Origin of the sequence: Microlunatus antarcticus (assembly GCF_014193425.1) — a bacterium.
Taxonomy (GTDB): domain Bacteria; phylum Actinomycetota; class Actinomycetes; order Propionibacteriales; family Propionibacteriaceae; genus Microlunatus; species Microlunatus antarcticus.
This window is the reverse complement of the sequence record NZ_JACHZG010000001.1, coordinates 90,366-114,742: the sequence shown is the minus strand read 5'-3', so window position 1 is coordinate 114,742 and position 24,377 is coordinate 90,366. Positions and strand designations below refer to the sequence as shown.

Sequence of the window (24,377 nt, the reverse complement as noted above, 5' to 3'; positions counted from 1 at the left end):
AACTTTACGTGCGCGCGCCTGCGACCGTGGCGATCGTCCAGGTGAGGGCCGGAGGCCCGACCTGCCCGGGTGCGATAGTGGGATCGTGACCGAGCAGGGGCAGCCCCGCCCGCAACGGATCGGCGACGCCGAGCGCGACAGCGCCGCTGAGCTGCTGCGCGAGCACATGGCCCAGGGCCGCCTCTCGCCCGAGGAGTTCGACGAACGCATCGGCGCTGCGCTGCAGGCCAAGGTGGCGAGCGACCTCGACCCGCTGTTCACCGACCTCCCGGGACCACGCCCCGGGCAGACCGTGGCCACCACGCCGTCGTACGAGACCCCGCCCTGGCAGCGCCCCGCCACGCCGGCTCCGACCGACCTGCCCACACCCGCCGTGCTGCCGCCCCGGACGGGCGGCGCGGAGGCGTTGCGCGGGCTCACCGGAGCGCTCTGGATCGTGATCCCGCTGGCCATCACGTTCATCCCCCAGCTCGGCTGGCCGAGCTTCTGGTGGCTGATCTTCATCCCGACGATGATCTCGATGGTGCTGGGCAAGAGCGAGTCCGACCGGGACCGCGAGCGCAAGCGGATCGCGCACGAGCAGGAACGTCTGGACAAGCGCCGCCGCGCACTCGGCGACTGAGCCCGCCGCCCCGTCGCCGTCGCGGAGGGCCCGCCGGGACCCGCCCTACAGTGGCCTGCGTGAGCACAGACCGGGTGATCCGCTGGGGCATCGTCGGACCGGGTCGCATCGCCGACTCCGTGGTGCCCGACTTCGCGCACGTCGAGGGGGCCGAGCTCGTTGCCGTCGCGAGCCGTTCGGAGGAACGCGCCCAGGCGTTCGCGTCGAAGCACGGCATCGCCCGGGCGTACGGCGGGTACGGCGGCATCCTCGGCGACGACGAGGTCGACGTCCTCTACGTCGCCACCCCGCACCCGCAGCACGAGGCCGTGGCACTGGCCGCGGCGGCCGCCGGCAAGGCGGTCCTGGTGGAGAAGGCGTTCACCGCCACGGTCGCCGGTGCCGAGCGCGTGATCGACACCGTCCGCCGCGAGAAGGTCTTCGCCATGGAGGCGATGTGGACCCGCTTCCAGCCCGCCGTGGTCAAGATCCGCGAGCTCGTGGCCGACGGGGCGATCGGCGAGGTCCGCCAGGTGCAGGCCGACCTCGGCGTCGACCGCCCGTACGACCCGAAGGACCGCCTCTTCGACCCCGACCAGGGCGGCGGCGCGATGCTCGACCTCGGCGTCTACGTCGTCTCGATCGCCCAGCACTTCCTCGGCGACCCGACGAGCGTGTCCGTGACCGGGTCGCTCGCCCCCACCGGCGTGGAGGCGGAGGCCGGCCTGCTGCTCGGCTACGACGACGGCCGGGCCGCCTCGCTGCTGATCTCCCTGCGGCACCAGACTCCCGGCACGGCCCGGCTGCACGGCACGCGCGGCTGGATCGACATCCCACCGCGGTTCCACCACCCGAAGTCGTTCGTGCTCAACCGCTCCGGTCACGAGCCCGAGCGCTTCGACCTGCCGCCGCTCGGCGTCGGCTACAGCCACGAGCTCATCGAGGTGACGGAGGCGCTGCGCGCGGGCCGGTTGGAGAGCACGGTCATGCCGCTGGCCGACACGCTCGCCGTCCAGCGCGTCCTCAACGACGCCTGCGAGCAGCTCGGCGTGATCCACCACGAGGACGAGCGGGTCGCCGTATGAGCACGCGTGAGCTGAGCGCCGCCACGCCGGTGCCGACGGCCGTCCTGCCCGGGATCGTCACGGGGGCGGGTTCCGCTCTCGCCGCCATGCTCGTCTACCAGGTGCTCCGGCTGGGCTTCTGGGCCGCGTCCGGGCTGACGATCCAGCCGGGCGCGACTGCGCCGGCCGGTCTCGGCGGCGGGGAGCACTTCGTCGGCAGCGAGCTGCTGCCGTCCCTGATCAGCCTCGGTCCGACCCTGCTCGCCGGCGCGGTGCTCGGTGGCGCGACCGGGCTCGTCATCACGCAGACCTGGGACCGCCAGGGGCCCCTGCGGGCCGCGCTGACCGGGGCCCTGGTGACCTTCGTGGTCGCGTTCGTCGTGAACGTCACCGTCCTGGTCCGCCACCGGGAGACGGCGCTGACCTATCGCCGCTGGACGCACCTCATCGGCTACCCGTCGGTGGTGTTCGTGCTGGTCTTCGCCGGGGTGGGCGCCTCGCTCTACCTCACGCGGGCCCGGCTGGCCGCAGCGCCGACGAGCTTCGACCTGCGCGACCGCTGACCCCGGAGCCGGGTGGGCTCAGCTGGCCTCGACGAAGCGACGACCCTCGAACGCCCGCCCCAGCGTGACCTCGTCGGCGTACTCGAGGTCGCCCCCGACCGGCAGCCCGCTGGCCAGCCGGCTGACGCGCACGCCCATGGGCAGCAGCAGCCGGGAGAGGTAGGTCGCGGTGGCCTCGCCCTCGAGGTTGGGGTCGGTCGCGAGGATGACCTCCATGACCGTCCCGTCGGCGAGGCGGAGGCAGAGCTCCCGGATCTTGAGGTCGGCCGGGCCGATGCCGTCGATGGGGCTGATCGCGCCACCGAGCACGTGGTAGCGACCACGGAACTCGCGCGTCCGCTCCACCGCGACGACGTCCTTGGACTCCTCGACCACGCAGATGGTGGTCTGGTCGCGCCGCGGGTCGCGGCAGATGCGACAGCGTGTCTCCTCGGAGACGTTGAAGCAGACGTCGCAGAACTTGACCGTCTCCTTGACCAGCTTGAGCGTCGCGGCCAGGCGCAGCACGTCGTCGGAGTCGGCCGCGAGGATGTGGAACGCCAGCCGCTGAGCGCTCTTCGGCCCGATGCCGGGCAGCCGGCCGAGCTCGTCGATGAGGTCCTGGACCGGACCCTCGTACATCCGCGGACCTAGAAGGGCAGCCCGCCGCCGAGCCCGCCGGCCAGGGGGCCGAGCTTGGCGGCGGCGAGGGCCTGCGCGCGAGTGTTGGCGTCGCGCACAGCCGCGAGCACCAGGTCGGCCAGCGTCTCGGTGTCGTCCGGGTCGACGGCCTCGGGCTTGATGACCAGGCCGACGAGCTCGCCGGCGCCGGTGACGGTCGCCGTCACCACGTCGCCGCCCGCGGTGCCCTCGACGGTCGCGTCGGCCAGCTCCTGCTGCGCCGCCATGAGCTGCGCCTGCATCGCCTGGGCCTGCGCGAGCAGGCCGGACATGTCGCCACCGTCGGGGATCATGCCGTCAGCCTAGTGCGGGCGCGGTGCGCACGACCGCGGCGACGGGCCCGGTCACGCGTCGTCCTCGACGATGATCTGCGCGCCGAGCTGCCGGGCGAGCAGCGCGTGGTGCGACTCGGCCCCGTCGTCGAGGTCGGCGTCGTCCCGGTCCACCGCGTCGTCGGGGTCCACGGCGTCCTGCGGGCGGGTGTTCTGCACGCTCGCGACGGCCCGTTCCCGGGCGGACGGGGTCGGCGGGGCAGCTCCGACCGGGGCCTGACCCAGGGGTGCGTCGCTGGGCACCTGGGCCGGCGCCGCGGGCGGTGCGGCCGGAGCCGGACGGCCGGGCGCCTCGCGGGTCGCTGTCCCGCCGGCCCCGGCGTCGACCATCGTCTCGATGCGGAAGTCGGTGCCCAGCACGACGACGAGCGCCTCGCGCAGCACGTCCTCGCTGCCGCCCCGCCCGAAGCTGTCCCGCGCCCCGGTGTTGGCCATGGTCAGCAGCAGGACGCCGTCGCGGACCTCGGCGACCTGCGCGTTCTGGCTCAGCAGGATCCAGGTGAAGCGCCGCTTGCTCTTGACCTCCTCCAGCACCTCCGGCCAGAGGCGGCGGACGTCCGTCGCGGTGAGCCGGGAGCCCGAGACCGACGCAGACGGCTCGTCCCGGCTGCCGCCCGCCATCGTGTCGTCGGTGTCACCGCCGGACGGTCCGCGCGCGTCCGGCTGCGCCGCCTCGACCGGCGGCGGGAGGTGCTCCGGTGCGTCGGGCTCCGGCGGCTCGTCGTCGTCCGGCGGACGGAGGGCCGCGAGCTCGGGGCGTACGGGCTTGGGCGTCGTCGGCCGGGCCGGACCACGGCGTACGGGAGCGGTTGCGGTGGGCTGGGCGGGCTGAGCCGGCTCGGCGGCCGCAGGGCTCTCGACGGGAGCCGTCGGTGCCGCGGGCACCGCCTCGACCGGCTCTCGCACAGCGGCCGGGCGCGCCTCCGTCCGGGCCTCGGGACGTGACGTCGGAGCGGGAGCACCCTCGGCCGGCACCCCGCTGACCATGTCCAGGCGTCGCTCGATCCGGTCGAGCCGGGCGTGCAGGCCGCGCTCGTCGACGTCCGCGCCCGGCAGCAGCACCCGGGCGCACATGAGTTCGAGGTGCAGCCGGGGGGCGGTGGTGCCCCGCATGTCCGTGAGGCCGGTCGCGATCACCTCGGCCGCGCGGGCCAGCTCCCCCGGCCCCAGCGAGGCGGCCTGGGAGGACAGCCGGTCGGCCTGGTCGGGCGCGACGTCGACGAGGCCCGACGTCAGGGCGTCCGGCACCGCGGCGACGATGACGAGGTCACGCAGGCGGCGGAGCAGGTCCTCGGCGAACCGGCGCGGGTCCTGCCCGACCTCGATGACCTTGTCCACGCACGCGAACACCCCGCCCGCGTCGCCGACGGCGAAGGCGTCGACGAACTCGTCCAGCAGCGAGTCGGGCGTGTAGCCGAGCAGCGCGGTCGCCTGGCGGTAGGAGACGCCCTCCTCGTCCGCCCCGCCGAGCAGCTGGTCGAGGACCGAGAGCGCGTCGCGGACGGAGCCGGCACCCGCCCGGACGACGAGCGGCAGGACGACGGGCTCGACGGTGATGCCCTCGGCCGCGCAGAGCTTGGCCAGGTAGTCGGTGAGGATCCGCGGCGGCACGAGCCGGAACGGGTAGTGGTGCGTCCGCGAGCGGATCGTGCCGATGACCTTCTCGGGCTCGGTCGTGGCGAAGATGAACTTGACGTGCGGCGGCGGCTCCTCGACCAGCTTGAGCAGGGCGTTGAAGCCCGCCGTGGTCACCATGTGCGCCTCGTCGACGATGTAGATCTTGTAGCGGCTGGCGACCGGGGCGAAGAACGCGCGCTCCCGCAGGTCGCGCGCGTCGTCGACGCCGCCGTGGCTGGCCGCGTCGATCTCGATGACGTCGATGCTGCCCGACCCGCCGGTGGCGAGGTCGCGGCAGGAGCGGCAGTGGCCGCACGGCTCGGCGATCGGGCCGTACTCGCAGTTGAGCGCCCGGGCCAGGATCCGCGCGGAGGTCGTCTTGCCGCAGCCGCGGGGGCCCGAGAAGAGGTACGCGTGGTTGACCCGGTTGTTGGCCAGCGCCCGCTGCAGGGGCTGCGTGACGTGGTCCTGGCCGATGACCTCGGCGAACGTGTCCGGCCGGTAGCGGCGGTAGAGCGCGAGCGGCGCCGCTCCCCCGGGCCGGCCCGCCGCGGGCTCGCCGAAGAGCGACTCGTCCTGCTGGTGGTCGACGCGGGTCTGCCCGTCCGGCGCGGGCTCGTCGCCCTCCACCCAGGGGTCCTGCTCGGCCTCCGGGTCGATGACCCGCGACCCCGTGAGCAGCACCTCGTCCACGGTCAAGACCTTATGCCCGCCCACTGACACTCCCCGCCGGTCGGCGGGGCAACGGGTCTGCTCACCCGGCTCCGGGGCGCGGGCCTGGAACACTGGGGCCGGTGAGCGCACAGATCCGGGCCGTCCTCTTCGACTGCGACGGGGTCCTGCAGCGTCCCGCGAACGACTGGGCCGCGGAGGTCGGACGACTGACCGGGCTCGAGGGCGACCGGCTGGCCGCGTTCCTGGACGACCTGAGCGACGCCGAGCAGCCGGTCCTGGACGGCTCCAGGCCGTTCGCCGGGCCGCTGGCCGACGTCGTCACGTCCTGGGGCCTGCCGGTCCGGGCCGAGGACCTGCTGGACGTCTGGCAGCACCTCGCGGTGGACGAGGGGATGCTCGACGCCGTCCGGGACCTGCGGGCCCGCGGCACGCGGTGCGCGATCGCCACCAACCAGCACCGCGAACGCGCGGTCTACATGCGGCGCGAGCTCGGCTACGAGCGCCTCTTCGACCCGATGGTCATCTCCGGCGAGATCGGCGTCGCCAAGCCGGACCCGGCCTACTTCCACCACGCGGTGCAGCGCCTCGCCCTGCCGGCCGCGCAGGTGCTGTTCGTGGACGACGTCCAGGCCAACGTGGACTCCGCGCTCACGGTCGGCCTCGCCGCGCACCTCTTCGCGAAGGACGGCGGCCGCCCCGAGCTCGAGCGCATCCTCGCCCTGCACGACCTCGCGGAGCCCCTCGCGGCCTGACCCGGAGACGAAAGAGCCCCCCGCGCACCCGGCAGAGCTCACTGACCCTTGCTGCCGCTAAGCCCTGGGGGAGTTGGGTGAGGTGCCGCCACGCGGGGGACCGGGCTCAACTGTACGCGACCTCTCCCGGACCCCGTCCGACGCGGTAGCGCTACGGACGGGTTCGGCGGGCGGCTCCGCGGCAGGTAAGGTTCCGGGCGGAGGATTCGCCTAGAGGCCTATGGCGCTCGCTTGGAAAGCGGGTTGGGTTCACGCCCTCACGAGTTCGAATCTCGTATCCTCCGCCACCGGCCGGGCCGACGCCCGGCCTGCCCCCGCTCGACGAGCAAGTTCTTGCGCAACACGTTGCTAGAGTCCGCTCGTGGCCCCGCGCACCCGAGGCTCGGCGACCATGGCCGACATCGCCCGTCTGAGCGGCGTCTCGGTCACCACCGTCTCCCACGTCATGAACCGGACCCGTCCGGTGCGCCAGGAGACCGAGGCGGCCGTGCTGTCGGCGGCCGGGCAGCTCGGGTACCAGCCGGCCGGGGCGGCGAGCGGCCCGACGGGCCGGGTCCTGGGCGTGGCCTCGTCGGCCTTCTCCAACCCCTCCTTCAGCGAGCTGCTGCACGGCATCGAGCAGGTCGCCACGCGCAACGGCTACTCCCTGCTGCTGTCGGACACCCACGACGACGCCGGCACCGAGCTGCGGGCGATGACCGAGCTGATCGACAACCGGGTGCAGGCGGTGCTGCTCGCCCCGTCCCCCGCCCCGGCGACGGCGCTCTCGTACGCACGGACGCGGGACGTCCCGGTCGTCCTGCTGGACCGGATGGTCGACGCCGACGTCGACCAGGTCGGCTCGGACAACATCGACTCCGTGGGTCAGCTCGTCGACCACCTGGCCGAGCTGGGTCACACCCGGATCGCCATGATCAGCGGGATGCCGGGGCTGAGCACCACCGAGGAACGCATCGAGGGCTTCCGCCGGTCGGCCCGGCGCCACGGGATCGAGGTCACCGACGGCACGATCGTGTCCGGCCGCGGGACCGACGACCGGTCGCAGGAGGCGATGACCTCCCTGATGACCTCCGCGCACCCGCCCACCGCCGTCGTGACCGGGAACAACCGGGCCACGATCGGCGCCATGCGCGCCGCCCGGCAGCTGGGCATCGAGGTGCCGCGCGACGTCGCGCTGGTGGCGTACGACGACTTCGACTGGGCGGACCTGTTCCACCCCCGCCTCACCGTCATCGCCCAGCCGACGACGCAGATCGGCGAGAGCGCCGTCGACCTGGCCGTGTCCCGCATCCTCGACCCGGACCGGGCGCCGCGGCGGCTCACGCTGGCGACGACGTTCGTGCACCGGGAGTCGTGCGGGTGCCACCCGCACGACCCCCGGTAGGGACGATCAGTAGACGGTGTAGCCGCCGTCGATCACCAGCACCGAGCCCGTGATGAAGGCAGCGGCGTCGCTGGCCAGGAACACGACGCTGCCCGCGATCTCGCTCGGGACGGCGTAGCGCTGCTGCGGGGCGTCCTCGATCCACTGCCGACGGAACTGCGGCTCGTCGACCGGGGCCATCTCGGTCTTCACGTAGCCCGGGGAGACGGCGTTGACGCGGATCCCGTCGGGCGCCCACTCCGCCGCGAGCGACTTCGTGAGCTGGTGCACCGCGGCCTTGGAGGCGTTGTACGCCGCCTGGTTCTGCGGCCGGTTGACGATCATGGCCGAGATCGACCCGATGTTGACGATCGAGCCGCCGCCCCGGGTGCGCATGTGGGTCCCGACCGCGCGGCTGCACTTGAACAGCGCCCGCACGTTGAGGTTGAAGACGTCGTCCCACTCGTCGTCCGGGACGTCCCACGCGTCGCGGTGGTAGCAGATGCCCGCGTTGTTCACGAGGACGTCGATGCTGCCCAGCCGCTCGACCGTCTCCTCGACCATCCGCTCCACGTCGGCGTCGACGGTGATGTCGGCCACCAGCGACTCGACCTGCAGGCCGTCGGCGCGCATCTTGGCGATCGCGACCTCGTTCTGCTCCGCGTTGCGGCTGGCGATCATCACGCGGGCGCCGGCCTCGGCCAGCCCGCGCGCGAACGCCTCGCCCAGCCCGCGGTTGCCGCCGGTCACCAGGGCGGTGCGCCCGGCGAGCGAGAACCCGTCCAGCACCCCGCTCATCGGACGGCCACGATCGACTTGAGGCTGCCCGGCTGGAGGTCGGCGTTCAGCGCGTTCTCCACGTCGTCCAGCCCGAAGCGGCCGGTCACGAGCGGGTCGAGCTCCACCTGTCCGGTCGCCACCAGGTGCGCGCCGAGCGGCCACGTGTCGGTGTAGCGGAAGATGCCGGTCACGTTGAGCTCGTTGTTCATGATCGTCGGGATCGGCAGCGCCACGGTGTCGGCGCCGGTGCCGACGATGACGACGGTCCCGGCGCCCCGGACGGACTCCAGGCCGGCGACGATCGCGGCCGGCACGCCGCACGCGTCGATGAAGCAGTCGACCTTGAGGTCGGTGGTGTCCTCCCGGGTCGGGTCGACCGTGGAGGTCGCGCCGAAGCGGCTCGCCATCGCCCGTCGGTCGGCCACGGGGTCGGAGACGATGATCTCGGCGGCGCCGAAGGCCCGGGCGGCCTGCGCGGTGATCACGCCGATCGGTCCGCCGCCGGCGATGAGCACGCGCGAGCCCGGGACGATCCGGCCCTTGCGCGCCGCGGCGATCCCGACGGACAGCGGCTCGAGCAGCGCGGCCGCCTCGTCGCTGATGGAGTCGGGCACGGGGTGCGCGAAGTCCTCCTCGATGGCCACGTACTCGGCGAAGGCGCCGTCGATGGGCGGGGTCGCGTAGAACTCCATGAACGGGCAGAGGTTGTAGCGGCCGGCCTTGCACTGGCTGCAGCGGCGGCACGGCTTCTGCGGCTCGACGGCGACGCGCTGCCCGACGCGGGAGGCGTCCACCCCGGCGCCGACGGCGACGATCGTGCCGGAGAGCTCGTGGCCCAGCACGAGCGGCGCGTCGACCACGAACGGGCCGATGCGGCCGTCGCGGTAGTAGTGCACGTCGGAGCCGCAGACGCCGACCTTGGAGACCTGCACGAGCACCTGGTCACCCTCCGGCACGGGCACGGGCCGCTCCTCCATGCCGAGGGCCTTCTGCCCGAGCAGCACGCTGACCCTCATGCTCGTTGGGGTGGTGTCGACAGATGTCATCGCAAGTCCTTCTGTGTGAGCAGCCCTGCCCAGGGACGAGACCGCAGGTCCGGCCCCGATGCTCACACGCGCGCAATGCTTTGCGCAAGCCTTGCGCTCGGGCCCGCCCAGTCGGGACCCCTCGATCAGCCGACGGCGCGCCCGTGCTCGACGTGCTCCACGAAGTCGGCCAGGTCGGTCCACAGCGCCAGTCGCAGGGCCAACGACATCCCGTTGTTCGCCCCGGACGGGCCCGGCAGCACGAAGGCCGGGGTCCCGGCCACCGACCAGGTCAGCTCGCCGTAGTCCCGCGGCAGCCGCTCCCCCGCACCCCGGGCGTACCAGGTCGCGGCGGTCTTGCTCACGAAGGCGACGACGGTCGGCGCGACGGCGCGGATCGCCAGGTCGAACGGCCTTTGGTGGATCAGGGTCTCGGGTTCCCGGCCCGCGCGCTCGACGCGTTCGATCACGAGGTCGGTCAGGCCCACCCCGAGATCCGGCAGTCGCCCGGCATGGCCGGGGTCGAGCCGTTCGTCGACCAGCCCGCTCCCCTGCAGGAGCTCGTAGAAGCGGTTGCCGGGGCCGGCGTAGTACTGCGCCGGGCGGTGGCCGCGCCCGAGCGTGCCGGTGATGACGACACGAAGCCCCGGCCGCAGCAGGCTGCGGTCGGGGCGTACGTCGTGGTCCTCGAGCACTCAGCCGAAGCGCATGTTGCCCGCGGCGGGGCAGTCGAACGGGTCGCGGGCCTTGAGGCCGACGCGGTCGAGGTGCGCCAGGACCGAGTGGTAGGCCCGGATCAGGTTGGTCTCGGTGTAGGGCACGTCGAGGGTGCGGCAGTGCTCACGCACCATGGCGCGGGCAGCGCGCAGGTGCGGGCGGGGCATGCTCGGGAACAGGTGGTGCTCGACCTGGTAGTTGAGGCCGCCCATCAGCGCGCTCATCCAGATGCCGCCGGTGATGTTGCGCGAGGTGCGGACCTGCTTGCTCAGGAAGTCCAGCTTGGCGTCCGCCGGGACGATCGGCATGCCCATGTGGTTGGGCGCGAAGGTCCCGCCCATGTAGAAGCCGAACACCGCCAGCTGCACGCCGATGAACGCGGCCGCCATGCCCAGCGGGAGGAACCAGAACAGCACGCCCGCGTACAGGCCGAAGCGCACGCCGAGCATCGCCAGCTCGAGCTTGCGACCCTTGACCGGCCCGCGCTGGAGCAGCGACTGGACCGACTTGAAGTGCAGGTTGACGCCCTCGAGGAGCAGCAGCGGGAAGAACAGGTACGACTGGCGCGCGGTGATCCAGCGGGACAGGCCACGCTGCGCCGCGGCGTCGGCCTCGTGGAACGAGACGGTGTCGCGCGCGATGTCCGGGTCCTTGCCGACCTGGTTCGGGTTGCCGTGGTGGCGGGTGTGCTTGGTCATCCACCAGCTGTAGCTGAGGCCGGCGAAGCCGACGGCCAGGATGCGGCCGCTGCGGTCGTTCGCCTTGCCGGAGACGAAGATCTGGCGGTGCGAGGCCTCGTGGCCCAGGAACGCGAACTGCGTGAGCACCAGCCCGAGCGCCCCGGCCATGAGCAGCTGGAGCCAGGACTCGCCGAGCAGCACGACCCCGGTGGCGATGCCGCCCAGGGCCAGCAGGAGGAGCCCGAAGACCAGGGCGTAGAACCCCCGCGTACGACCGAGGAGCCCGGCGGTCCGGACCTGGGAGGTCAGCGCGGTGAAGCTGCGGGTCAGCGGCTGCGAGGCGAGGCGGGCGGTGGCGGCCGAGGGTACGGCGGACGGGACGGACGAAGGCACGAGTGCTCGCTCCTGGGTTCGACTTGCTGAGGCTTCCCAGCCGGGATGCAAGCAGGATCAGAGAAGTCGAACGACGACCGGTGCTCACCAGATAGGCCAAGGGTACCCAGCGCAACGGCGTCCACGTCACGCTCGACCCTGAGCCGCCCCTGTAGTTTGCCGATCGTGCTCGACCTTCTCACCGGCCTCAGCGGGACGGGTCTGGTCGTCGGGCTCGAGATCGCCCTCGTCCTCGTCGCGCTGCTCATCGCGCCTCGCAACCGGGAGCCGAGCTCCGCGCTGGCCTGGGTGCTGCTGATGGCGCTCCTCCCGCTGCTCGGCATCGTGCTGTTCCTGCTCATCGGCAGCCCGAAGCTCACGCAGAAGCGGCGCGAGAAGCAGCAGAACATGGACGAGCTGATCAGCGAGGCCTCCCGGGAGGTCGACCCGGTGCAGGCCGGCGAGGACGCCCCGCCGTGGTTCGGCTCGGTCTCCCGGCTGGTGGAGTCGGTCGGCCGCATGCCCCTGCTGCAGGACAACGACGCCCGCATGGTCATGGGCTTCACCGACCAGCTGCAGGCCCTCGTCGAGGCCGTCGACGGCGCCGAGCGCTACGTGCACGTCGAGTTCTACATCACCATCCGCGACGCGTCGACGGCCCCGTTCTTCGACGCCCTGCGTCGGGCGGTCGAGCGCGACGTCACCGTGCGGCTGCTGCTGGACCACATGGGCACCCGGCCCTACCCCGGCTACCGCAAGACCCTGAAGGCGCTGACCGAGATGGGCGTCTTCTGGCACCTGATGCTGCCGGTGCAGCCGCTCAAGGGCCGCTGGCAGCGCCCGGACCTGCGCAACCACCGCAAGCTGATGGTCGTCGACGGCGTCGTCGGCTTCGTCGGGTCGCTCAACATGATCGACCCCAGCTACGACAAGCGCGGCAACAAGCGGCGGGGGCTGCAGTGGGTCGACGAGCTGTGCGAGGTGCACGGCCCCGTGGTCCACGAGATCGACGCGCTCTTCGTGACCGACTGGTACTGCGAGACCGACCAGCTCCTCAGCAGCTCGCGCGAGCAGACCTCGGACGACCAGCGCGGCGGGGACCTGCTGGCGCAGATCGCGCCCAGCGGGCCGGCGTACGAGTCGGAGAACAACCTCGCCCTGTTCAACAGCCTGCTCTACCACGCGCAGTCGCGGATCAGCATCACGAGCCCGTACTTCGTGCCGGACCCGTCACTGCTCGGCGCCATCACCACGGCCGCCCGGCGGGGGGTGGCGGTCGAGCTGTTCGTCGGGGAGATCGGCGACCAGTTCGTGGTCTTCCACGCCCAGCACTCGTACTACGCCGAGCTGCTGGCTGCGGGCGTCAGGATCTACCTCTACCCGGGTCCGAACATCCTGCACTCCAAGCACATCTCGGTCGACGACCAGGTCGCGGTGGTCGGTTCGTCGAACATGGACATCCGCTCGTTCCAGCTCGACCTCGAGGTGATGCTCATGGTCTGCGGGCGCCCGTTCGTGGACCAGGTCAAGGCGGTCGAGGACCGCTACCGCAGCCTGTCGCGCGAGCTCTCCGCGCAGGACTGGGCCCGGCGCGGCTTCTGGCGGAGCGTCATCGACAACCTCATGCGGCTGACCTCCGCGGTTCAGTAGCCCTTCGGCTCCAGTCGCCGGCGAGGCCGGGAACTACCGCCGCATCTGGCTGTGGTCCGGGCTGAACCCGTGCCGTACGCCCCAGAGCACGGCCTGGGTGCGGCTGCCCACCCCGATCTTGCGGTAGATCGTGCGGACGTAGGACTTGATGGTGTTCGGGCTGAGGAACGTGATGGCGGCGACGTCGGCGTTGCTCTTGCCCTGCGTGATGAGCGCGAGGATCTCGGACTCGCGGTCGCTCAGCCCCTCGCCCCGACCGGGCCAGTCGAGCCCCGTCGCGCTGCGGGCCCGGCCCGGCGGGTCGCTGATCACCACCTCGCCCCCGTGGATCCGCTCCAGGCTCGACACGAGGTCGCGCGCCGGCAGCGCCTTGGACAGATAGCCGTGGAGCCCCAGCTTCTGCACCTGCTCGACCAGCTGGGCCTGGAAGTTCCAGGTGTAGACGACGGTGCGTCCGGCGAGCGGGTTGTCGAGGAACTGTTGCAGGTCGGCGGCATCGGTCTCGGGCTGCGCGAAGGCGTCGTAGAGAACGATGTCCACCGGTCGGTCGACGGTCTGGGTGGTCGAGAGCTCGGCCACCTGGACGCGTTCCGGGTACTGCTCGAGCATGCGGGCCACCCCCAGGACGACCACGTCGTAGTCGTCGACGACGGCAATGGTGATGGGGTTGGGCATGAGGTCCATTTACCCCCCTAGGGGTGTAACAAACCTCCTTTAGTGATTGGTTTACTCGAGATCGTGATGACTCATCAGGACTTCGATCATCAGGACGGGGTCGTCCACGGCTCCGCTGCCGGGGCACGCCGTGCTGCCTGAGGGCACCGAGGTCCAGCCGGGCCCCGAGTCGTTCTTCGTCGACCAGGGCGACACCACCGACAGCCCCCACGCTCTCGGCGAGCCGCCGACGCCGCCCGACCACGGCCTGCCGTCGACCCAGAAGCCGTCGGTCGTCCAGGCACCGGTCCACGAGCCGTCCACCCGCGACCCCAACACCCCGCCGCGCGGGCGCGAGCGCGACGCCGACCGGGAGCGCACCCAGGACCTGATGAGCCACCTGGAGGACTCGACCCCGGAGGAGCGTCGCGCCATCCGCGACGAGGTCGTGACGCTGCACCTGTGGCTCGCGACGAGCGCGGCCCGCCGCTACGGTCCCCGCAGCGAGTACGACGACCTGGTCCAGGTGGCCCGCGGTGGCCTGGTCGAGGCCTTCGACCGCTACGACCCGGCGCAGACCACGTACGGCTACTTCGCCTGGGTCACCATGTCGGGGCTGCTGCGCCGCTACCTGCGCGACCACGGGTGGTCCGTCCGTCCGCCGCGCTCGGTGCAGGAGGCCGCCAACGTCCTCCGCGGCGCCGTGCCCGACCTGGCGCAGGAGATCGGCCGCGTACCGACCAGCGCGGACCTCGCCCACTACCTGGGCTGGACGACCCAGGCCGTCGAGGAGGCCCGGACCGCCGAGCTCGGCCTGCACTCGACGAGCCTCGACTCCCTCGTCGGCGACGCCTGGGTCCCGGAGCACCCGCCGGAGTGGAACCTCGTCGAGACCCGCGTGCTGCTGCACCAGGCTCTGCAGAGCCTGACCGACGCCGAGCGCGACCTGCTGCGCATGCGGTTCGTCGAGGAGATGACGCAGTCCCAGATCGCCGGCGTCGTCGGCGTGACGCAGATGCAGGTCTCGCGGCTGCTCTCGCGCCTGATGACCAAGCTCCGCGGCCTGATCGGTGAGCTGGACGAGGACTCCGGCCAGCTCACCGCCCAGGCCTCCTAGGGCCGACCCTAGGCGGCCAGCACCTCGCCGAAGAAGTTCTTCATGGCCTGCCAGCTGCGGGCCTCGGCGACCGGGTTGAACTGGGCGCCGAAGTCGGGCGCGTCCGTGCCGGGCTCGGTGAAGGCGTGCATCGAACCGGAGTAGGTCACGACCTGCCAGTCGAGGTCGGGGGCCGTGCGGAGGTCGGACTCGAAGGCGTCGACGGCCTCGGGCGGGACGACCGGGTCGATGGCGCCGGTGAGGACGAGGACCTTGGCCTTGATGTCGGCCGCCTCCCCCTCCGGGCCGGGCTGCAGCGCGCCGTGGAAGCTCACGACGGCGCGCAGTCCGGCGCCGGTCCGGGCCAGCTGCAGGGCGCCGGAGCCGCCGAAGCAGTAGCCCATCGCCGCGGTGCGGTCGGCGTCGACCCCGGGCTGGGCGAGCAGCTGCTCGTAGCCGCCCGTGAGCCGCGCCCGGAACAGGCGCTGGTCGCCGTAGAAGCCGCCCGCCACGCCCGCGGCCTCCTCGGGGGTCGGCCGCACGTCGGCGCCGAAGACGTCGGCCGCGAACGCGACGTAGCCGAGCCGGGCCAGCATGTCGGCGCGGAAGCGGACCGCGTCGGTGACGCCGAGCCAGTTGTGGACCACGAGCACGCCGGGGTGCACGCCGTCGTCGTCGGGCCGGGCGACGTAGCCGGAGCACGCGGTGCCCTCGACGTCGTACGCGACCTCGGCGGAGGTGATGCCGGCCGCGGGCAGCGGCTCGCGTTCGAGGATGGCGGTCTGCTCGGGCGTGTAGGCCATGGGTGCTCCTGAGGTTCTGAGGGCTCGTCGGCCCCGGCAGAACTCGCGGGGGCCGCCGTCCATCTCAGCACTAGGATCGGCAGCCGTCGTGCGCGCTCTGCGTCCACGACGGTCCACGGGGCTACGGCCACCACGAGCGGGAGGAACGACGTGAGCGACGTCAGCACGGCCGACGAGCCCACGACCGAGCAGACGGTGCCCGAGTCGACGTCCTTCGACACCGCCCAGCGCCGGTCGCGGCAGATCGAGGCCGACCTCGCCTCCGACGCCGGTCGCTACCGGATGCTCACCGGCGACCGGCCGACCGGTCGGCTGCACATCGGCCACTACTTCGGGTCGCTGGCCAACCGCGTCCGGCTGCAGGACCTGGGCGTGGACTCCTGGATCGTCATCGCCGACTACCAGGTCATCACCGACCGGGACGGGGTCGGCCCGATCCACGAGCGGGTCCTGTCGCTCCTGGTCGACTACCTCGCGGTGGGCCTCGACCCGGCCCGGAGCACGATCTTCACCCACTCCGCCGTCCCCGCGCTCAACCAGCTGCTGCTGCCCTTCCTGTCGCTCGTGACCGACTCCGAGCTGCGGCGCAACCCGACGGTCAAGTCCGAGCTCGCCGCCAGCCAGCGGCCCATGTCGGGGCTGATGCTGACCTACCCGGTGCACCAGGCCGCCGACATCCTCTTCTGCAAGGCCAACGTCGTCCCGGTGGGTCGCGACCAGCTGCCGCACCTGGAGCAGACCCGTGTGGTGGCCCGCCGCTTCGACGAGTCGTACGGCCGGGTCGACCCCACCCGGCCCGTCTTCCCCCAGCCCGACGCGCTGCTGTCCGAAGCCCCGAACATCCTCGGCACCGACGGGGCGAAGATGAGCAAGTCCCGCGGCAACACCATCGAGATCGGCATGAGCGCGGACGCGACGGCCAAGATCATCAAGAAGGCCGTCACCGACTCCGACCGCCACATCACGTACGACCCCCAGGCGCGTCCCGAGGTGTCCAACCTCCTGCTGCTCGCCTCCCTGTGCACGGGCCGCTCCCCGCAGGACTGGGCCGACGAGATCGGCGACGGCGGCTCGGGTCGGCTCAAGGCCGTGGTCACCGAGGCCGTGAACGCCACGTTCGCCCCGATCCGGGCCCGGCGGGCCGAACTCGAGGCCGACCCCGGCCACCTCGTCGAGGTGCTGGCCGCGGGCAACGCCCGTGCGAACGAGGTCGCCGACGCCACGCTCGACGAGGTCCGCACGGCCATGGGCATGGTCTACGACCTCCCCTGACGGCTCCGCCGGGGCGGCGGGGTGGCACCATCGAGGGTCACGGGACGTTCACGTCCCGTGAGATCGGCCACTCGACGAAGAGGTGCCCTGTGCGTGTTGAGATCCGTAGCGGAGGCGACGGTGTCGCCTGCTGGAACGCGGCCGCCGTCCGTGCGTACGCGGCCGGCATCACCGAGCGCGAGGAACGGCTGGCCGCCGCCAACCCCGATCTCGTGATCACCACCGGCCAGGTCAAGTGCTACGGCTGCGAGGTCATGGACCACGGCTACGGCACCCGGTGCACCGCCGTCCTGACCCACGCGCTCTACAGCGTCGAGGGCGAGATCGCGCCGCGCGCGCAGGACGCCGCCGGCTCCCTGCTCGAGGTGCCCGGCTTCGTCAGCAAGATCGAGACGCCGGCCGAGCTGGACGAGCCCGCCCCGGCCGTGACCCGAGCCCAGGACAACGGCACCACCCCGGCGCCCGCCCGCGGCGGGCTGCGCCGGCTGATCGGCCGCTGACCCTCGACCCCGCGGCCCTGCTCGCCGAGCGGACCGCCGCCGCGCGCGCCCAGGAGCAGGCGCTCAGGGCCGCCATCGAGGCCACCCAGGACGCGCGCAGCCTGACGTTCACCGACGACGAGCACGACCCGGAGGGGTCGACGGCGTCGCTCGACCAGGCCCGCGACACCGCGCTCCTCGTCCAGGTCACCCGGACCCTGGCCGAGCTGGAGGCGGCGCAGGCACGCCTCGCCGCGGGGACGTACGGGCTCTGCGAGCGCTGCGGCCGCCCCATCGCCGAGGAACGGCTGGCCGCCCGGCCCGAGGCCCGGTTCTGCATCACCTGCGCCGCTCGCCCCGGTCGTCCCTGAGCCAAGGTCTGCGACGCAGACCGGTTGACGGCAGCGTTCACCAGGCGCAGAGTGGTCTGCATGACAAACCAGTTGAACGAGCTCGACGACGTTCGCCGTACGGCTGCGGTCGCCGCCGACTACACCCAGCTCCAGGGACTGATCAACGCCAGCACCGGCGTGGGGTTCGCCCTCTGGGCCCTCGGCCAGCCCGGGTCGGGCGGGGTGGTGATCGGGATCGGCGCCGCGGTCGGGGTGGCCTACTACCGGCGTCGCTACGGACGGGCGGTGGGGCGGGCGTCGCTGCTGGCCACGCTGGCGTTCGTCCTCGCCGCGTTCGTCCTCTGCCTGGTCGGCTACGTCCTCGACCGGCTCGCCGTGTCCCCGGTGCTCCTGCTCCCCCTGCTGGCCGCCGTGAGCCTCGCCGCCGGCTACCGCCTCGGCTACCGCCACGTCGGCGTCACCCGGGCCCACTGGGCCGCGGTCGCCCTGCTCGTCCTCGGCTCGCTGACGCCGCTCGTCGGGCTCGACGTGCTCGGGCCGCGCACCGGCGTGCTGCTCCTCGGCGCGGCGATGGTCGTCATCGGACTCGCCGACCACGTCCGCCTGGTCGCCGCCATGAAGCCGGTCCCCCGTGACTGAGCCCGGGAGCGCGGCGGAGCGGCCCGACCTGGACGTCGACCGGCTCGTCCACGAACCGGCCCGCCTCGGCATCCTCACGGTGCTGTCCTCGGTCCGGACGGCCGAGTTCCTCTTCCTGCAGAGCGCGCTCGGGCTGAGCAAGGGCAACCTGTCCAGCCACCTGAGCCGGCTGGAGGCGGGCGGGCTCGTCGAGATCACCAAGAGGTTCGTGGGCAAGAAACCGGTGACGACGGCCGCGCTCACCCCGGTCGGGACCGCTGCGGTGGCACGCTACTGGCGTCAGCTCGACCAGCTGCGCGGGCTCGGCCGTCCGGGCGGGTGATCCGTACGGGCGCTGGGTTGGGAAGGTAGTGCCGTGAGCCCTACCAAGCCCGCCAGCGCGCCCGACGACCTGTACCCCGGCCTGCAGCCCGAGCGGGTGCAGACCCTCAACGACGCCGACGTGGCGGAGGACGGCGCGTACGTCCTCTACTGGATGCAGCAGGCCCAGCGGGCCGAGCTCAACCACGCGCTGGAGTACGCGGTCCACCGCGCCAACGAGCTGGGCCGGCCGCTGCTCGTCGCGTTCGGGCTGATGGACGACTACCCCGAGGCGAACCGCCGGCACTACCACTTCATGCTCCAGGGCCTGGCCGACGTCGAGGCCGCGCTGGCCAAGCGGGACATCACCTTCGTCGTCCTGCGCGGCCACCCCGACGACGTCGCGCTGCGGCTGGCGAAGGAGGCGAGCCTGGTCGTCTGCGACCGGGGCTACCTGCGCAACCAGCGCGAGTGGCGCGACCGGGTGGCCGACGAGGCGCCCTGCTCGGTGGTCCAGGTCGAGAGCGACGTGGTCGTCCCCGTCGAGCTGGTCTCCGACCACCAGGAGCACGCGGCCCGCACGATCCGACCCAAGATCACCAAGCACCTCGAGCGGTTCCTGGTCGAGCTGCCGAAGGCGAGGCTGAAGGACACGTCCAGCCCGTCCAAGATCAAGGGCGAGGACCTCTCCGACCCCGACGCCCTGCTGGACTCGCTCTCCCTCGACGACGAGGTCCCCGTCGTGCCGCTCTTCACCGGCGGCACCACCGCGGGCAAGAAGGTGCTGCGCGCCTTCCTCGCCGACCACTTCGACGTGTACGCCGAGCACCGCAACCAGCCGCAGACCTCCGACGTGTCGCACATGAGCAAGTACCTGCACTTCGGGCAGCTGTCGGTCGTCTGGATCGCCCTCGAGGCCTCGAAGAAGCCGGCGAGCGAGAACCGGGACGACTTCCTGGAGGAGCTGATCGTCCGGCGCGAGCTGCCCATGAACTTCGTCTACTTCCAGCCCCGCTACGACCAGTACTCCTCGCTGCCGGACTTCGCGAAGAAGACGCTGTCGGAGCACGAGGACGACGTCCGGGAGCACCGCTACTCCCGCGCCGAGCTCGAGGACGCCGAGACGCACGACGACTACTGGAACGCGGCCATGCGCGAGATGCGGGCCACCGGCTACATGCACAACTACATGCGCATGTACTGGGGCAAGAAGATCCTGGAGTGGTCGGACACCCCGGAGCACGCGTACGCGACCGCGCTCTACCTCAACAACAAGTACTTCATCGACGGGCGCGACGCGAACTCCTTCGCCAACGTCGCCTGGGTCTTCGGCCAGCACGACCGCGGCTGGACCGAGCGGGACGTGTTCGGCAAGGTCCGCTACATGAACGCCGCCGGGCTCGAGCGCAAGGCCAAGCCCAAGGAGTACGTCGCCAAGGTCGACCAGCTCGAGCGTGACGTCGCGGGGAAGAACGACGAGGGCTGAGCCCTAGCGGATCACCACCAGGTCGGCGGGCCAGTCGGCCCGGCCGGTCAGGGTGAGCAGCAGGTCCTGGCCGCGGCCCTGCTCGAGCACGACCTGCGTCGCCAGCGCGGCCGCCTCGCGCAGGGCGGCGGGCGGCACGTCGGCGTCGAGACCCAGGGCGGCGGCGACGTCAGCGGTGTGGACGACCAGCTCGAACGTGCGCGTCGGCAGGTAGGTCCCCACGCGCATCCCGCCGTTGACCGTCTCGACCAGGGCCTCCGGGTCGGCCTCGCGCACCCGCGCCAGCGCTCGGGCAGCGGCTTCAGCGACCCGCGCGGCCGGCTCGGACCCGAGGTCGACCCCGGCCTGCTGGCCGCGTCCCGCGACGAGCCCGGGGTCCACCGACCCGCTGCCGACCAGGTACGCGGCGGGCGACGTCAGGTCCTCCGTCGTGGCGGGACGGTCGAGGTAGGTCGTCACCGTGACGAGGGCCCGGGTGGTGTGGCCGACGAGCGAGCGCAGGTCCCAGACCCCCAGCCCCGGTCGGTCCCAGTCGCCGCGGACCTGGGCGACCAGGTCGACGAACGCTCCCGCGGCCTCCTCGAAGGCGAGCAGGGTCGGGGCGTACGGGCCGGTCCAGGCGGTCATGCCGCCACCACCTTCGGTTCGTGACGGACGGGAAAGCTGACCGAGGACGCGATGAAGCAGGCCTCGTGCGCGGGGCCGTGCAGGGCCTCCGCCTCGTGGAGCATCGAGGCGTCGGCGACGGTGACCTCGGGGTGGAGCACCGCCTCGGTGAAGCGGCCGCCCATGCCCTCCTGCCGCATCGTGGCCGTGGCGCGGTCGGCGTACGCGGTCACGACGACCCCCGCCCGGGCGCAGAAGCTCAGGTACGACAGCAGGTGGCACTCCGACAGGGCGGCGAGCAGGAGCAGCTCGGGGTTCCACCGCGTCGGGTCGCCGCGGAACGGCTTGTCCGCCGACCCGACGAGGACCGGGCGCCCGAGGGCGACGACCTCGTGCTCGCGCGCGTACGTCCGGTAGTCGGCCGTCCCGGCGGCGTCGGCCCAGGTCAGGCGGGTCTCGTAGTGGTGGTCTGCCACGACCGAGAGGCTACGGGCGCGCGCATCGCCTCGGCGCAGGTGCCCAGCGCGCACGGGTTCCTACACTGGGTCGGTGGCCACCACGACCGCACCGGAGGTCTCGGTGCACGCACCCGAACGGCCCGTCTCCGGACGCCTCGTGCTGGTCGGGGCGACCGCCGTGTCCGTCGTCGTCGCCCTCGTCCTGCTCGGTCTGAACGGGTCGCTGACCGCACCGAGCCGTGGCCTCCTCGACCCGGGCGCGCTCGTCCGTTTCGGCCTGCCCGCCGCCCGCGCCGTGCAGGACGTCGCCGCCTCCGTGATGATCGGCCTGCTCGTGCTGGCGGCCTGGGCCGTCGCGCCGGACCCGGGCAAGTCGGTCGACAGCCTGGCCGGCCCGCGCCGGACGATGGTCCGCGGCGCGACCGCCAGCGGGCTGGTCTGGGCGGGGGCCGCCCTGGTCGTGCTCGTCCTCACCGCCGCCGACGTCTCGGGCTACTCCCCGGCCACCTCGGGCTTCAGCCTTGTCTTCTTCTCCTTCACCTCCCAGCTCGAGCTCGGGCGGGCGCTCCTGGTCAGCCTGCTGCTCGTCCTGCTGGCCACCGTGGTGAGCGCGCTCGCCACCCGCGTCGTGGCCGTCGCCTGGGCCGGCGCGATCGGCCTGCTCGCGATCCTGCCGCTCTCGCTCGCGGGCCACGCGGCGGGCTCGGCCAACCACATGAACGCCGTCGACAGCCTCGTCCTCCACCTGCTGGGCGCGGTGCTCTGGGTCGGCGGCCTCGCCGCGCTCGTGCTCATGGGCGGTCGACTGGGCGCCCAGCGCGACGCCGTCGTCCGCCGCTACTCCACCCTCGCCGGCGTGTGCTTCGTCGTCGTGGCCTTCTCCGGCGTCATCAACGCGGCGCTCCGGCTCGGCTCGTTCTCCGGGCTCGCGACGTCGTACGGGCTCCTGGTCGTCGGCAAGGTCGTCGCGCTGGGCCTGCTGGGCGTCGCCGGGTTCCTGCACCGCCGCCGCGTCATCCCGCGCCTGGCCACCGACCGCACCGCCTTCACCCGGCTCGCCGCCGTCGAGCTGCTGGTGATGGGCGCGACCGTCGGCCTGGCCGTGGCGCTGTCCCGCTCGGCCCCGCCGGTGCCCGAGGCGGCGGACGACGAGGACCGCATCGCCTCGCTGCTCGGCTACCCCGAGCCGCCGCCGTTCACGGTCGGGCGCTACCTGACGGCCTTCTCCCCCGACCTCCTCTGGCTGGTCGTCGCGGCCGCCATGCTGGGCCTGTACGGCATCGGCGTCGCCCGGATGGTCCGTCGGGGCGACCGCTGGCCGCTGCAGCGCACGGCGTTCTGGACCATCGGCACGCTCGCGCTCGTCTTCGTCACCAGCGGAGGGCCCGGGGTCTACGGCCGGCTCGGCTTCAGCCTCCACATGGTGCAGCACATGGCCCTCATGGTGGCGGTCCCGTTCCTGCTGGTCTTCGGGGCGCCGGTGACCCTGGCCCTCCGCGCAATGCACGCCCGCAAGGACCGCAGCCTCGGCCCGCGCGAGACGCTGCTGCGCCTCGTGCACGCCCCGGTGCTCGCCTTCGTCGCCAACCCGGTCGTCGCCGCGGCCCTGTTCACCGGCGGCCTCACCGTCTTCTACTACACGCCGCTGTTCGCACTGGCGCTGTCGACGCACACCGGGCACGTGCTCATGACCGCCCACTTCCTGCTGACGGGCTACCTGTTCGTGTGGGCCCTCGTCGGCGTGGACCCCGGTCCGGCACGTCCGCCGTACCCCTTCCGCCTGGTGATCCTGCTCGTCACGCTGGCGTTCCACGCGTTCTTCGGCATCGCGCTGATGTCGGGGGCCACGCTGCTCGCGCCGCGGTGGTGGGCCGCGCTGGGGCGGACGGACACCGTCGCGCTCATCGCCGACCAGCAGCGCGGCGGCGCGATCGCGTGGGGCGCGGGCGACCTCCCGTCGCTGATGCTCGGCGTGGCCCTGCTCGTCGGCTGGATCCGCAGCGACCGCAGCGAGACCAAGCGCCTCGACCGGCAGGCCGACCGCGACGACGACGCCGAGCTCAAGGCCTACAACGCCAACCTGGCCCGCCTGACCCCGCAGCGTCCTCCCGAGCCATGACGCGGCGACCGTGATCCGGGCGCTCGTGATCAGGGCCCTGCGCGTGGCGTTGCTCGGTGGCGGCTCGCTGCTGCTGGCCACCGCGGCCCACCTCTCGGGCGGGGGCACCCTGCCGGGACCCGGCGTCCTGGCCGTGGCCGCGTTCCTGCTCGGGCTCGTCGCGGTGCTGCTGACGCGCCGCCGCGTACGCCTGCCGGTCCTGCTCGCCGCCCTCGTCCCGCAGCAGGCGCTGCTGCACGTCCTCTTCGACACGGCCGCCTCGGCGGCCGGCGGGTGCTCGCCGGTCCAGGCCGCGCACCACGCCATGACGATGCTGACCTGCATGCCGGGCCACGGCATGGGGCCGATGGGCTACGCCTGGCCGATGTTCCTGGGCCACCTCGTGGCCACCCTCGGCACCGCGTGGCTGCTGGTCCAGGGCGAGGCCTGGTGCTGGCGTCTCGTCGCCCGCGTCGCGCGCGCCGCGTACGTGGCCCCGGCCGCCCGCTCGAGCCGTCGCCGTCCGCGCCCGGCCACGACCGCCGTGCTCCGCGCGCTGCTCCTGCGGCCGCACCGCCCGCGCCTGTCGCGCGGGCCGCCCCTCTCCTTCGCCTAGCGACGCCACGGCCTCGCGCCGTCCTGCCCGCGCACCCCGCGGGACCACCTGTCTGCTTCGTCGAAGGACCACACCGTGCCCCGATCCACCTCTTCTCCGCCCACCCCCTCCCGACACCGCCGCGTGCGCGCCGCCGCCGCGACCCTCGGCGTCGGCCTCGCGCTCGCCCTCGTCGCCTCGCCCGCGTACGCGCACGACGAGCTGAGGTCGAGCAACCCGGCCGACGGGGCGACCGTGTCCACGCCGCCCGCCCAGGTCGTCCTCACCTTCGAGGAGGCACCCGTGTCGCTCGGCGCCCAGGTCGTCGTCACCGGGCCCGACGGCACCGTCTCGTCCGGGACCCCGCGCCTGGAGGGCGACGACGTGATCCAGGACGTGCAACCCTCGGCCCCCGCCGGTCGTTACACGATCGAGTGGCGCGTGACGTCCGACGACGGCCACCCCGTCTCGGGGACCCTCGCCTTCACCGCGCAGGCCGGCGCGGCCGGCTCCAGCCCGTCCGCGCAGGCCGCCACGCCGGCGGCGACCCCCGCCCCCGCCGAGGCGCCGCGCCGCGAGCCGCTCATCCCGTCGTGGGGCTGGATCGCGGCGGGCATCATCGCGATCATCGCGGCGATCCGCCTCAACCGGCGCTCCGCCGCCCTGAACAAGCAGCAGGAGGACTGA

Annotated in this window: 27 protein-coding genes, 1 tRNA gene and 1 other RNA gene; 17 read left to right on the top strand and 12 right to left on the bottom strand. The window is 72.8% G+C overall.

Annotated features, from left to right (window positions below; translation table 11 throughout):
* Nucleotides 1-85: 85 nt before the first annotated feature.
* From FHX39_RS00590 to FHX39_RS00580, 3 genes are read left to right on the top strand one after another with little or no spacing between them, the layout of a single operon-like run.
* Nucleotides 86-622 (top strand): DUF1707 SHOCT-like domain-containing protein, encoded by a 537-nt coding sequence (locus FHX39_RS00590; protein ID WP_183335892.1) that lies wholly within the window; start codon nt 86-88, stop codon nt 620-622.
* 59 nt (nt 623-681) lie between these two features.
* Nucleotides 682-1,686 carry a Gfo/Idh/MocA family protein gene (locus FHX39_RS00585; protein ID WP_332836589.1) on the top strand — a complete coding sequence of 335 codons (1,005 nt, stop codon included), beginning with the start codon at nt 682-684 and terminating at the stop codon, nt 1,684-1,686.
* Nucleotides 1,683-2,228: a hypothetical protein gene (locus FHX39_RS00580; protein WP_183335890.1), complete on the top strand. Its 546-nt coding sequence runs from the start codon at nt 1,683-1,685 to the stop codon at nt 2,226-2,228. Before FHX39_RS00585 ends, FHX39_RS00580 begins: the two co-directional genes overlap by 4 nt.
* 18 nt (nt 2,229-2,246) lie before the next feature.
* Here FHX39_RS00580 and recR read toward each other — a convergent pair whose 3' ends face one another.
* The 3 genes from recR to FHX39_RS00565 are packed head-to-tail and all read right to left on the bottom strand — an operon-like array spanning nt 2,247 to nt 5,521.
* On the bottom strand, nt 2,247-2,849 hold the full coding sequence (recR, locus tag FHX39_RS00575; RefSeq protein WP_183335888.1) for a recombination mediator RecR: 603 nt from the start codon (nt 2,847-2,849) through the stop codon (nt 2,247-2,249).
* 8 nt (nt 2,850-2,857) lie between these two features.
* Nucleotides 2,858-3,181, bottom strand: coding sequence for a YbaB/EbfC family nucleoid-associated protein (locus FHX39_RS00570; protein WP_183335886.1), 324 nt, complete (start codon nt 3,179-3,181; stop codon nt 2,858-2,860).
* Nucleotides 3,182-3,232: 51 nt separating this feature from the next.
* Entirely contained in the window at nt 3,233-5,521 is a 2,289-nt protein-coding gene (locus FHX39_RS00565; RefSeq protein ID WP_408631495.1) for a DNA polymerase III subunit gamma and tau, read from the bottom strand.
* A gap of 110 nt (nt 5,522-5,631) precedes the next feature.
* On the opposite strand from FHX39_RS00565, the gene FHX39_RS00560 reads away from it, so the two are divergent.
* A complete protein-coding gene (locus FHX39_RS00560) occupies nt 5,632-6,264 on the top strand; it encodes an HAD family hydrolase (protein WP_183335882.1) in 633 nt (210 codons plus the stop codon).
* Between the two features lie 8 nt (nt 6,265-6,272).
* Here the strand turns inward: FHX39_RS00560 and ffs are convergent.
* Nucleotides 6,273-6,369: signal recognition particle sRNA small type (ffs, locus tag FHX39_RS00555), an RNA gene on the bottom strand.
* Nucleotides 6,370-6,463: 94 nt separating this feature from the next.
* Here ffs and FHX39_RS00550 point away from each other — a divergent pair.
* Nucleotides 6,464-6,551, top strand: a tRNA-Ser gene (locus FHX39_RS00550).
* A gap of 74 nt (nt 6,552-6,625) precedes the next feature.
* Nucleotides 6,626-7,648 (top strand): LacI family DNA-binding transcriptional regulator, encoded by a 1,023-nt coding sequence (locus FHX39_RS00545; RefSeq protein ID WP_198423202.1) that lies wholly within the window; start codon nt 6,626-6,628, stop codon nt 7,646-7,648.
* A 6-nt stretch (nt 7,649-7,654) separates the two neighbouring features.
* On the opposite strand, the gene FHX39_RS00540 is transcribed toward FHX39_RS00545, so the two are convergent.
* The 4 genes from FHX39_RS00540 to FHX39_RS00525 form a co-directional block, all read right to left on the bottom strand.
* A complete protein-coding gene (locus FHX39_RS00540; protein ID WP_183335880.1) occupies nt 7,655-8,425 on the bottom strand; it encodes an SDR family NAD(P)-dependent oxidoreductase in 771 nt (256 codons plus the stop codon).
* Nucleotides 8,422-9,423, bottom strand: coding sequence for an NAD(P)-dependent alcohol dehydrogenase (locus FHX39_RS00535; protein WP_232530552.1), 1,002 nt, complete (start codon nt 9,421-9,423; stop codon nt 8,422-8,424). The genes FHX39_RS00540 and FHX39_RS00535 overlap by 4 nt, the downstream gene beginning before the upstream one ends.
* A gap of 155 nt (nt 9,424-9,578) precedes the next feature.
* On the bottom strand, nt 9,579-10,127 hold the full coding sequence (locus FHX39_RS00530; protein WP_183335876.1) for a mismatch-specific DNA-glycosylase: 549 nt from the start codon (nt 10,125-10,127) through the stop codon (nt 9,579-9,581).
* Complete coding sequence (locus tag FHX39_RS00525; protein WP_183335874.1) at nt 10,128-11,222, bottom strand: fatty acid desaturase family protein; 1,095 nt, start codon at nt 11,220-11,222, stop codon at nt 10,128-10,130. It lies immediately after the preceding gene.
* A gap of 165 nt (nt 11,223-11,387) precedes the next feature.
* Here FHX39_RS00525 and cls point away from each other — a divergent pair, with 165 nt between their 5' ends.
* Complete coding sequence (gene cls / locus FHX39_RS00520) at nt 11,388-12,851, top strand: cardiolipin synthase (RefSeq protein WP_332836587.1); 1,464 nt, start codon at nt 11,388-11,390, stop codon at nt 12,849-12,851.
* Nucleotides 12,852-12,884: 33 nt separating this feature from the next.
* Here cls and FHX39_RS00515 read toward each other — a convergent pair whose 3' ends face one another.
* Nucleotides 12,885-13,535, bottom strand: a complete 651-nt coding sequence (locus FHX39_RS00515) for a helix-turn-helix transcriptional regulator (protein WP_183335872.1) — start codon at nt 13,533-13,535, stop codon at nt 12,885-12,887.
* 121 nt (nt 13,536-13,656) lie between these two features.
* Between FHX39_RS00515 and FHX39_RS00510 the strand changes: the two genes are divergently transcribed.
* A complete protein-coding gene (locus FHX39_RS00510; protein ID WP_183335871.1) occupies nt 13,657-14,622 on the top strand; it encodes a sigma-70 family RNA polymerase sigma factor in 966 nt (321 codons plus the stop codon).
* An 8-nt stretch (nt 14,623-14,630) separates the two neighbouring features.
* On the opposite strand, the gene FHX39_RS00505 is transcribed toward FHX39_RS00510, so the two are convergent.
* Complete coding sequence (locus FHX39_RS00505) at nt 14,631-15,404, bottom strand: dienelactone hydrolase family protein (RefSeq protein WP_183335870.1); 774 nt, start codon at nt 15,402-15,404, stop codon at nt 14,631-14,633.
* A 195-nt stretch (nt 15,405-15,599) separates the two neighbouring features.
* Between FHX39_RS00505 and trpS the strand changes: the two genes are divergently transcribed.
* The 6 genes from trpS (at nt 15,600) to FHX39_RS00475 (ending at nt 19,933) form a co-directional block, all read left to right on the top strand.
* Entirely contained in the window at nt 15,600-16,676 is a 1,077-nt protein-coding gene (gene trpS / locus FHX39_RS00500; protein ID WP_332836921.1) for a tryptophan--tRNA ligase, read from the top strand.
* An 89-nt stretch (nt 16,677-16,765) separates the two neighbouring features.
* Nucleotides 16,766-17,176 carry a hypothetical protein gene (locus FHX39_RS00495; RefSeq protein ID WP_183335869.1) on the top strand — a complete coding sequence of 137 codons (411 nt, stop codon included), beginning with the start codon at nt 16,766-16,768 and terminating at the stop codon, nt 17,174-17,176.
* Entirely contained in the window at nt 17,173-17,526 is a 354-nt protein-coding gene (locus FHX39_RS21900; protein ID WP_183340675.1) for a TraR/DksA family transcriptional regulator, read from the top strand. The genes FHX39_RS00495 and FHX39_RS21900 overlap by 4 nt, the downstream gene beginning before the upstream one ends.
* Before the next feature lie 60 nt (nt 17,527-17,586).
* Nucleotides 17,587-18,147: a hypothetical protein gene (locus tag FHX39_RS00485; protein ID WP_183335868.1), complete on the top strand. Its 561-nt coding sequence runs from the start codon at nt 17,587-17,589 to the stop codon at nt 18,145-18,147.
* Nucleotides 18,140-18,469 (top strand): transcriptional regulator, encoded by a 330-nt coding sequence (locus FHX39_RS20790; protein WP_183335867.1) that lies wholly within the window; start codon nt 18,140-18,142, stop codon nt 18,467-18,469. Before FHX39_RS00485 ends, FHX39_RS20790 begins: the two co-directional genes overlap by 8 nt.
* 33 nt (nt 18,470-18,502) lie before the next feature.
* The gene (locus FHX39_RS00475; protein WP_198423200.1) at nt 18,503-19,933 is read left to right on the top strand and encodes a deoxyribodipyrimidine photo-lyase; all 1,431 of its coding nucleotides are present in this window, start codon (nt 18,503-18,505) and stop codon (nt 19,931-19,933) included.
* Between the two features lie 3 nt (nt 19,934-19,936).
* On the opposite strand, the gene FHX39_RS00470 is transcribed toward FHX39_RS00475, so the two are convergent.
* Nucleotides 19,937-20,560: a maleylpyruvate isomerase N-terminal domain-containing protein gene (locus FHX39_RS00470; RefSeq protein WP_183335865.1), complete on the bottom strand. Its 624-nt coding sequence runs from the start codon at nt 20,558-20,560 to the stop codon at nt 19,937-19,939.
* On the bottom strand, nt 20,557-21,015 hold the full coding sequence (locus tag FHX39_RS00465; RefSeq protein ID WP_183335863.1) for an OsmC family protein: 459 nt from the start codon (nt 21,013-21,015) through the stop codon (nt 20,557-20,559). Before FHX39_RS00465 ends, FHX39_RS00470 begins: the two co-directional genes overlap by 4 nt.
* A 73-nt stretch (nt 21,016-21,088) precedes the next feature.
* Between FHX39_RS00465 and FHX39_RS00460 the strand changes: the two genes are divergently transcribed.
* From FHX39_RS00460 to FHX39_RS00450, 3 genes are all read left to right on the top strand, one after another.
* Complete coding sequence (locus tag FHX39_RS00460; protein WP_183335861.1) at nt 21,089-23,116, top strand: cytochrome c oxidase assembly protein; 2,028 nt, start codon at nt 21,089-21,091, stop codon at nt 23,114-23,116.
* Nucleotides 23,117-23,126: 10 nt separating this feature from the next.
* On the top strand, nt 23,127-23,711 hold the full coding sequence (locus FHX39_RS00455; RefSeq protein ID WP_183335859.1) for a hypothetical protein: 585 nt from the start codon (nt 23,127-23,129) through the stop codon (nt 23,709-23,711).
* Nucleotides 23,712-23,786: 75 nt separating this feature from the next.
* Nucleotides 23,787-24,377, top strand: a complete 591-nt coding sequence (locus tag FHX39_RS00450) for a copper resistance CopC family protein (protein ID WP_183335857.1) — start codon at nt 23,787-23,789, stop codon at nt 24,375-24,377.

Bases quoted from the DNA above. Each gene is read 5' to 3' on its own strand.
- FHX39_RS00580 (WP_183335890.1), top strand. From the start codon at position 1,683: ATGAGCACGCGTGAGCTGAGCGCCGCCACGCCGGTGCCGACGGCCGTC.
- recR (WP_183335888.1), bottom strand. From the start codon at position 2,849: ATGTACGAGGGTCCGGTCCAGGACCTCATCGACGAGCTCGGCCGGCTG.
- FHX39_RS00570 (WP_183335886.1), bottom strand. From the start codon at position 3,181: ATGATCCCCGACGGTGGCGACATGTCCGGCCTGCTCGCGCAGGCCCAG.
- FHX39_RS00540 (WP_183335880.1), bottom strand. From the start codon at position 8,425: ATGAGCGGGGTGCTGGACGGGTTCTCGCTCGCCGGGCGCACCGCCCTG.
- FHX39_RS00535 (WP_232530552.1), bottom strand. From the start codon at position 9,423: ATGAGGGTCAGCGTGCTGCTCGGGCAGAAGGCCCTCGGCATGGAGGAG.
- FHX39_RS00515 (WP_183335872.1), bottom strand. From the start codon at position 13,535: ATGGACCTCATGCCCAACCCCATCACCATTGCCGTCGTCGACGACTAC.
- FHX39_RS00505 (WP_183335870.1), bottom strand. From the start codon at position 15,404: ATGGCCTACACGCCCGAGCAGACCGCCATCCTCGAACGCGAGCCGCTG.
- FHX39_RS00485 (WP_183335868.1), top strand. From the start codon at position 17,587: ATGACAAACCAGTTGAACGAGCTCGACGACGTTCGCCGTACGGCTGCG.
- FHX39_RS00470 (WP_183335865.1), bottom strand. From the start codon at position 20,560: ATGACCGCCTGGACCGGCCCGTACGCCCCGACCCTGCTCGCCTTCGAG.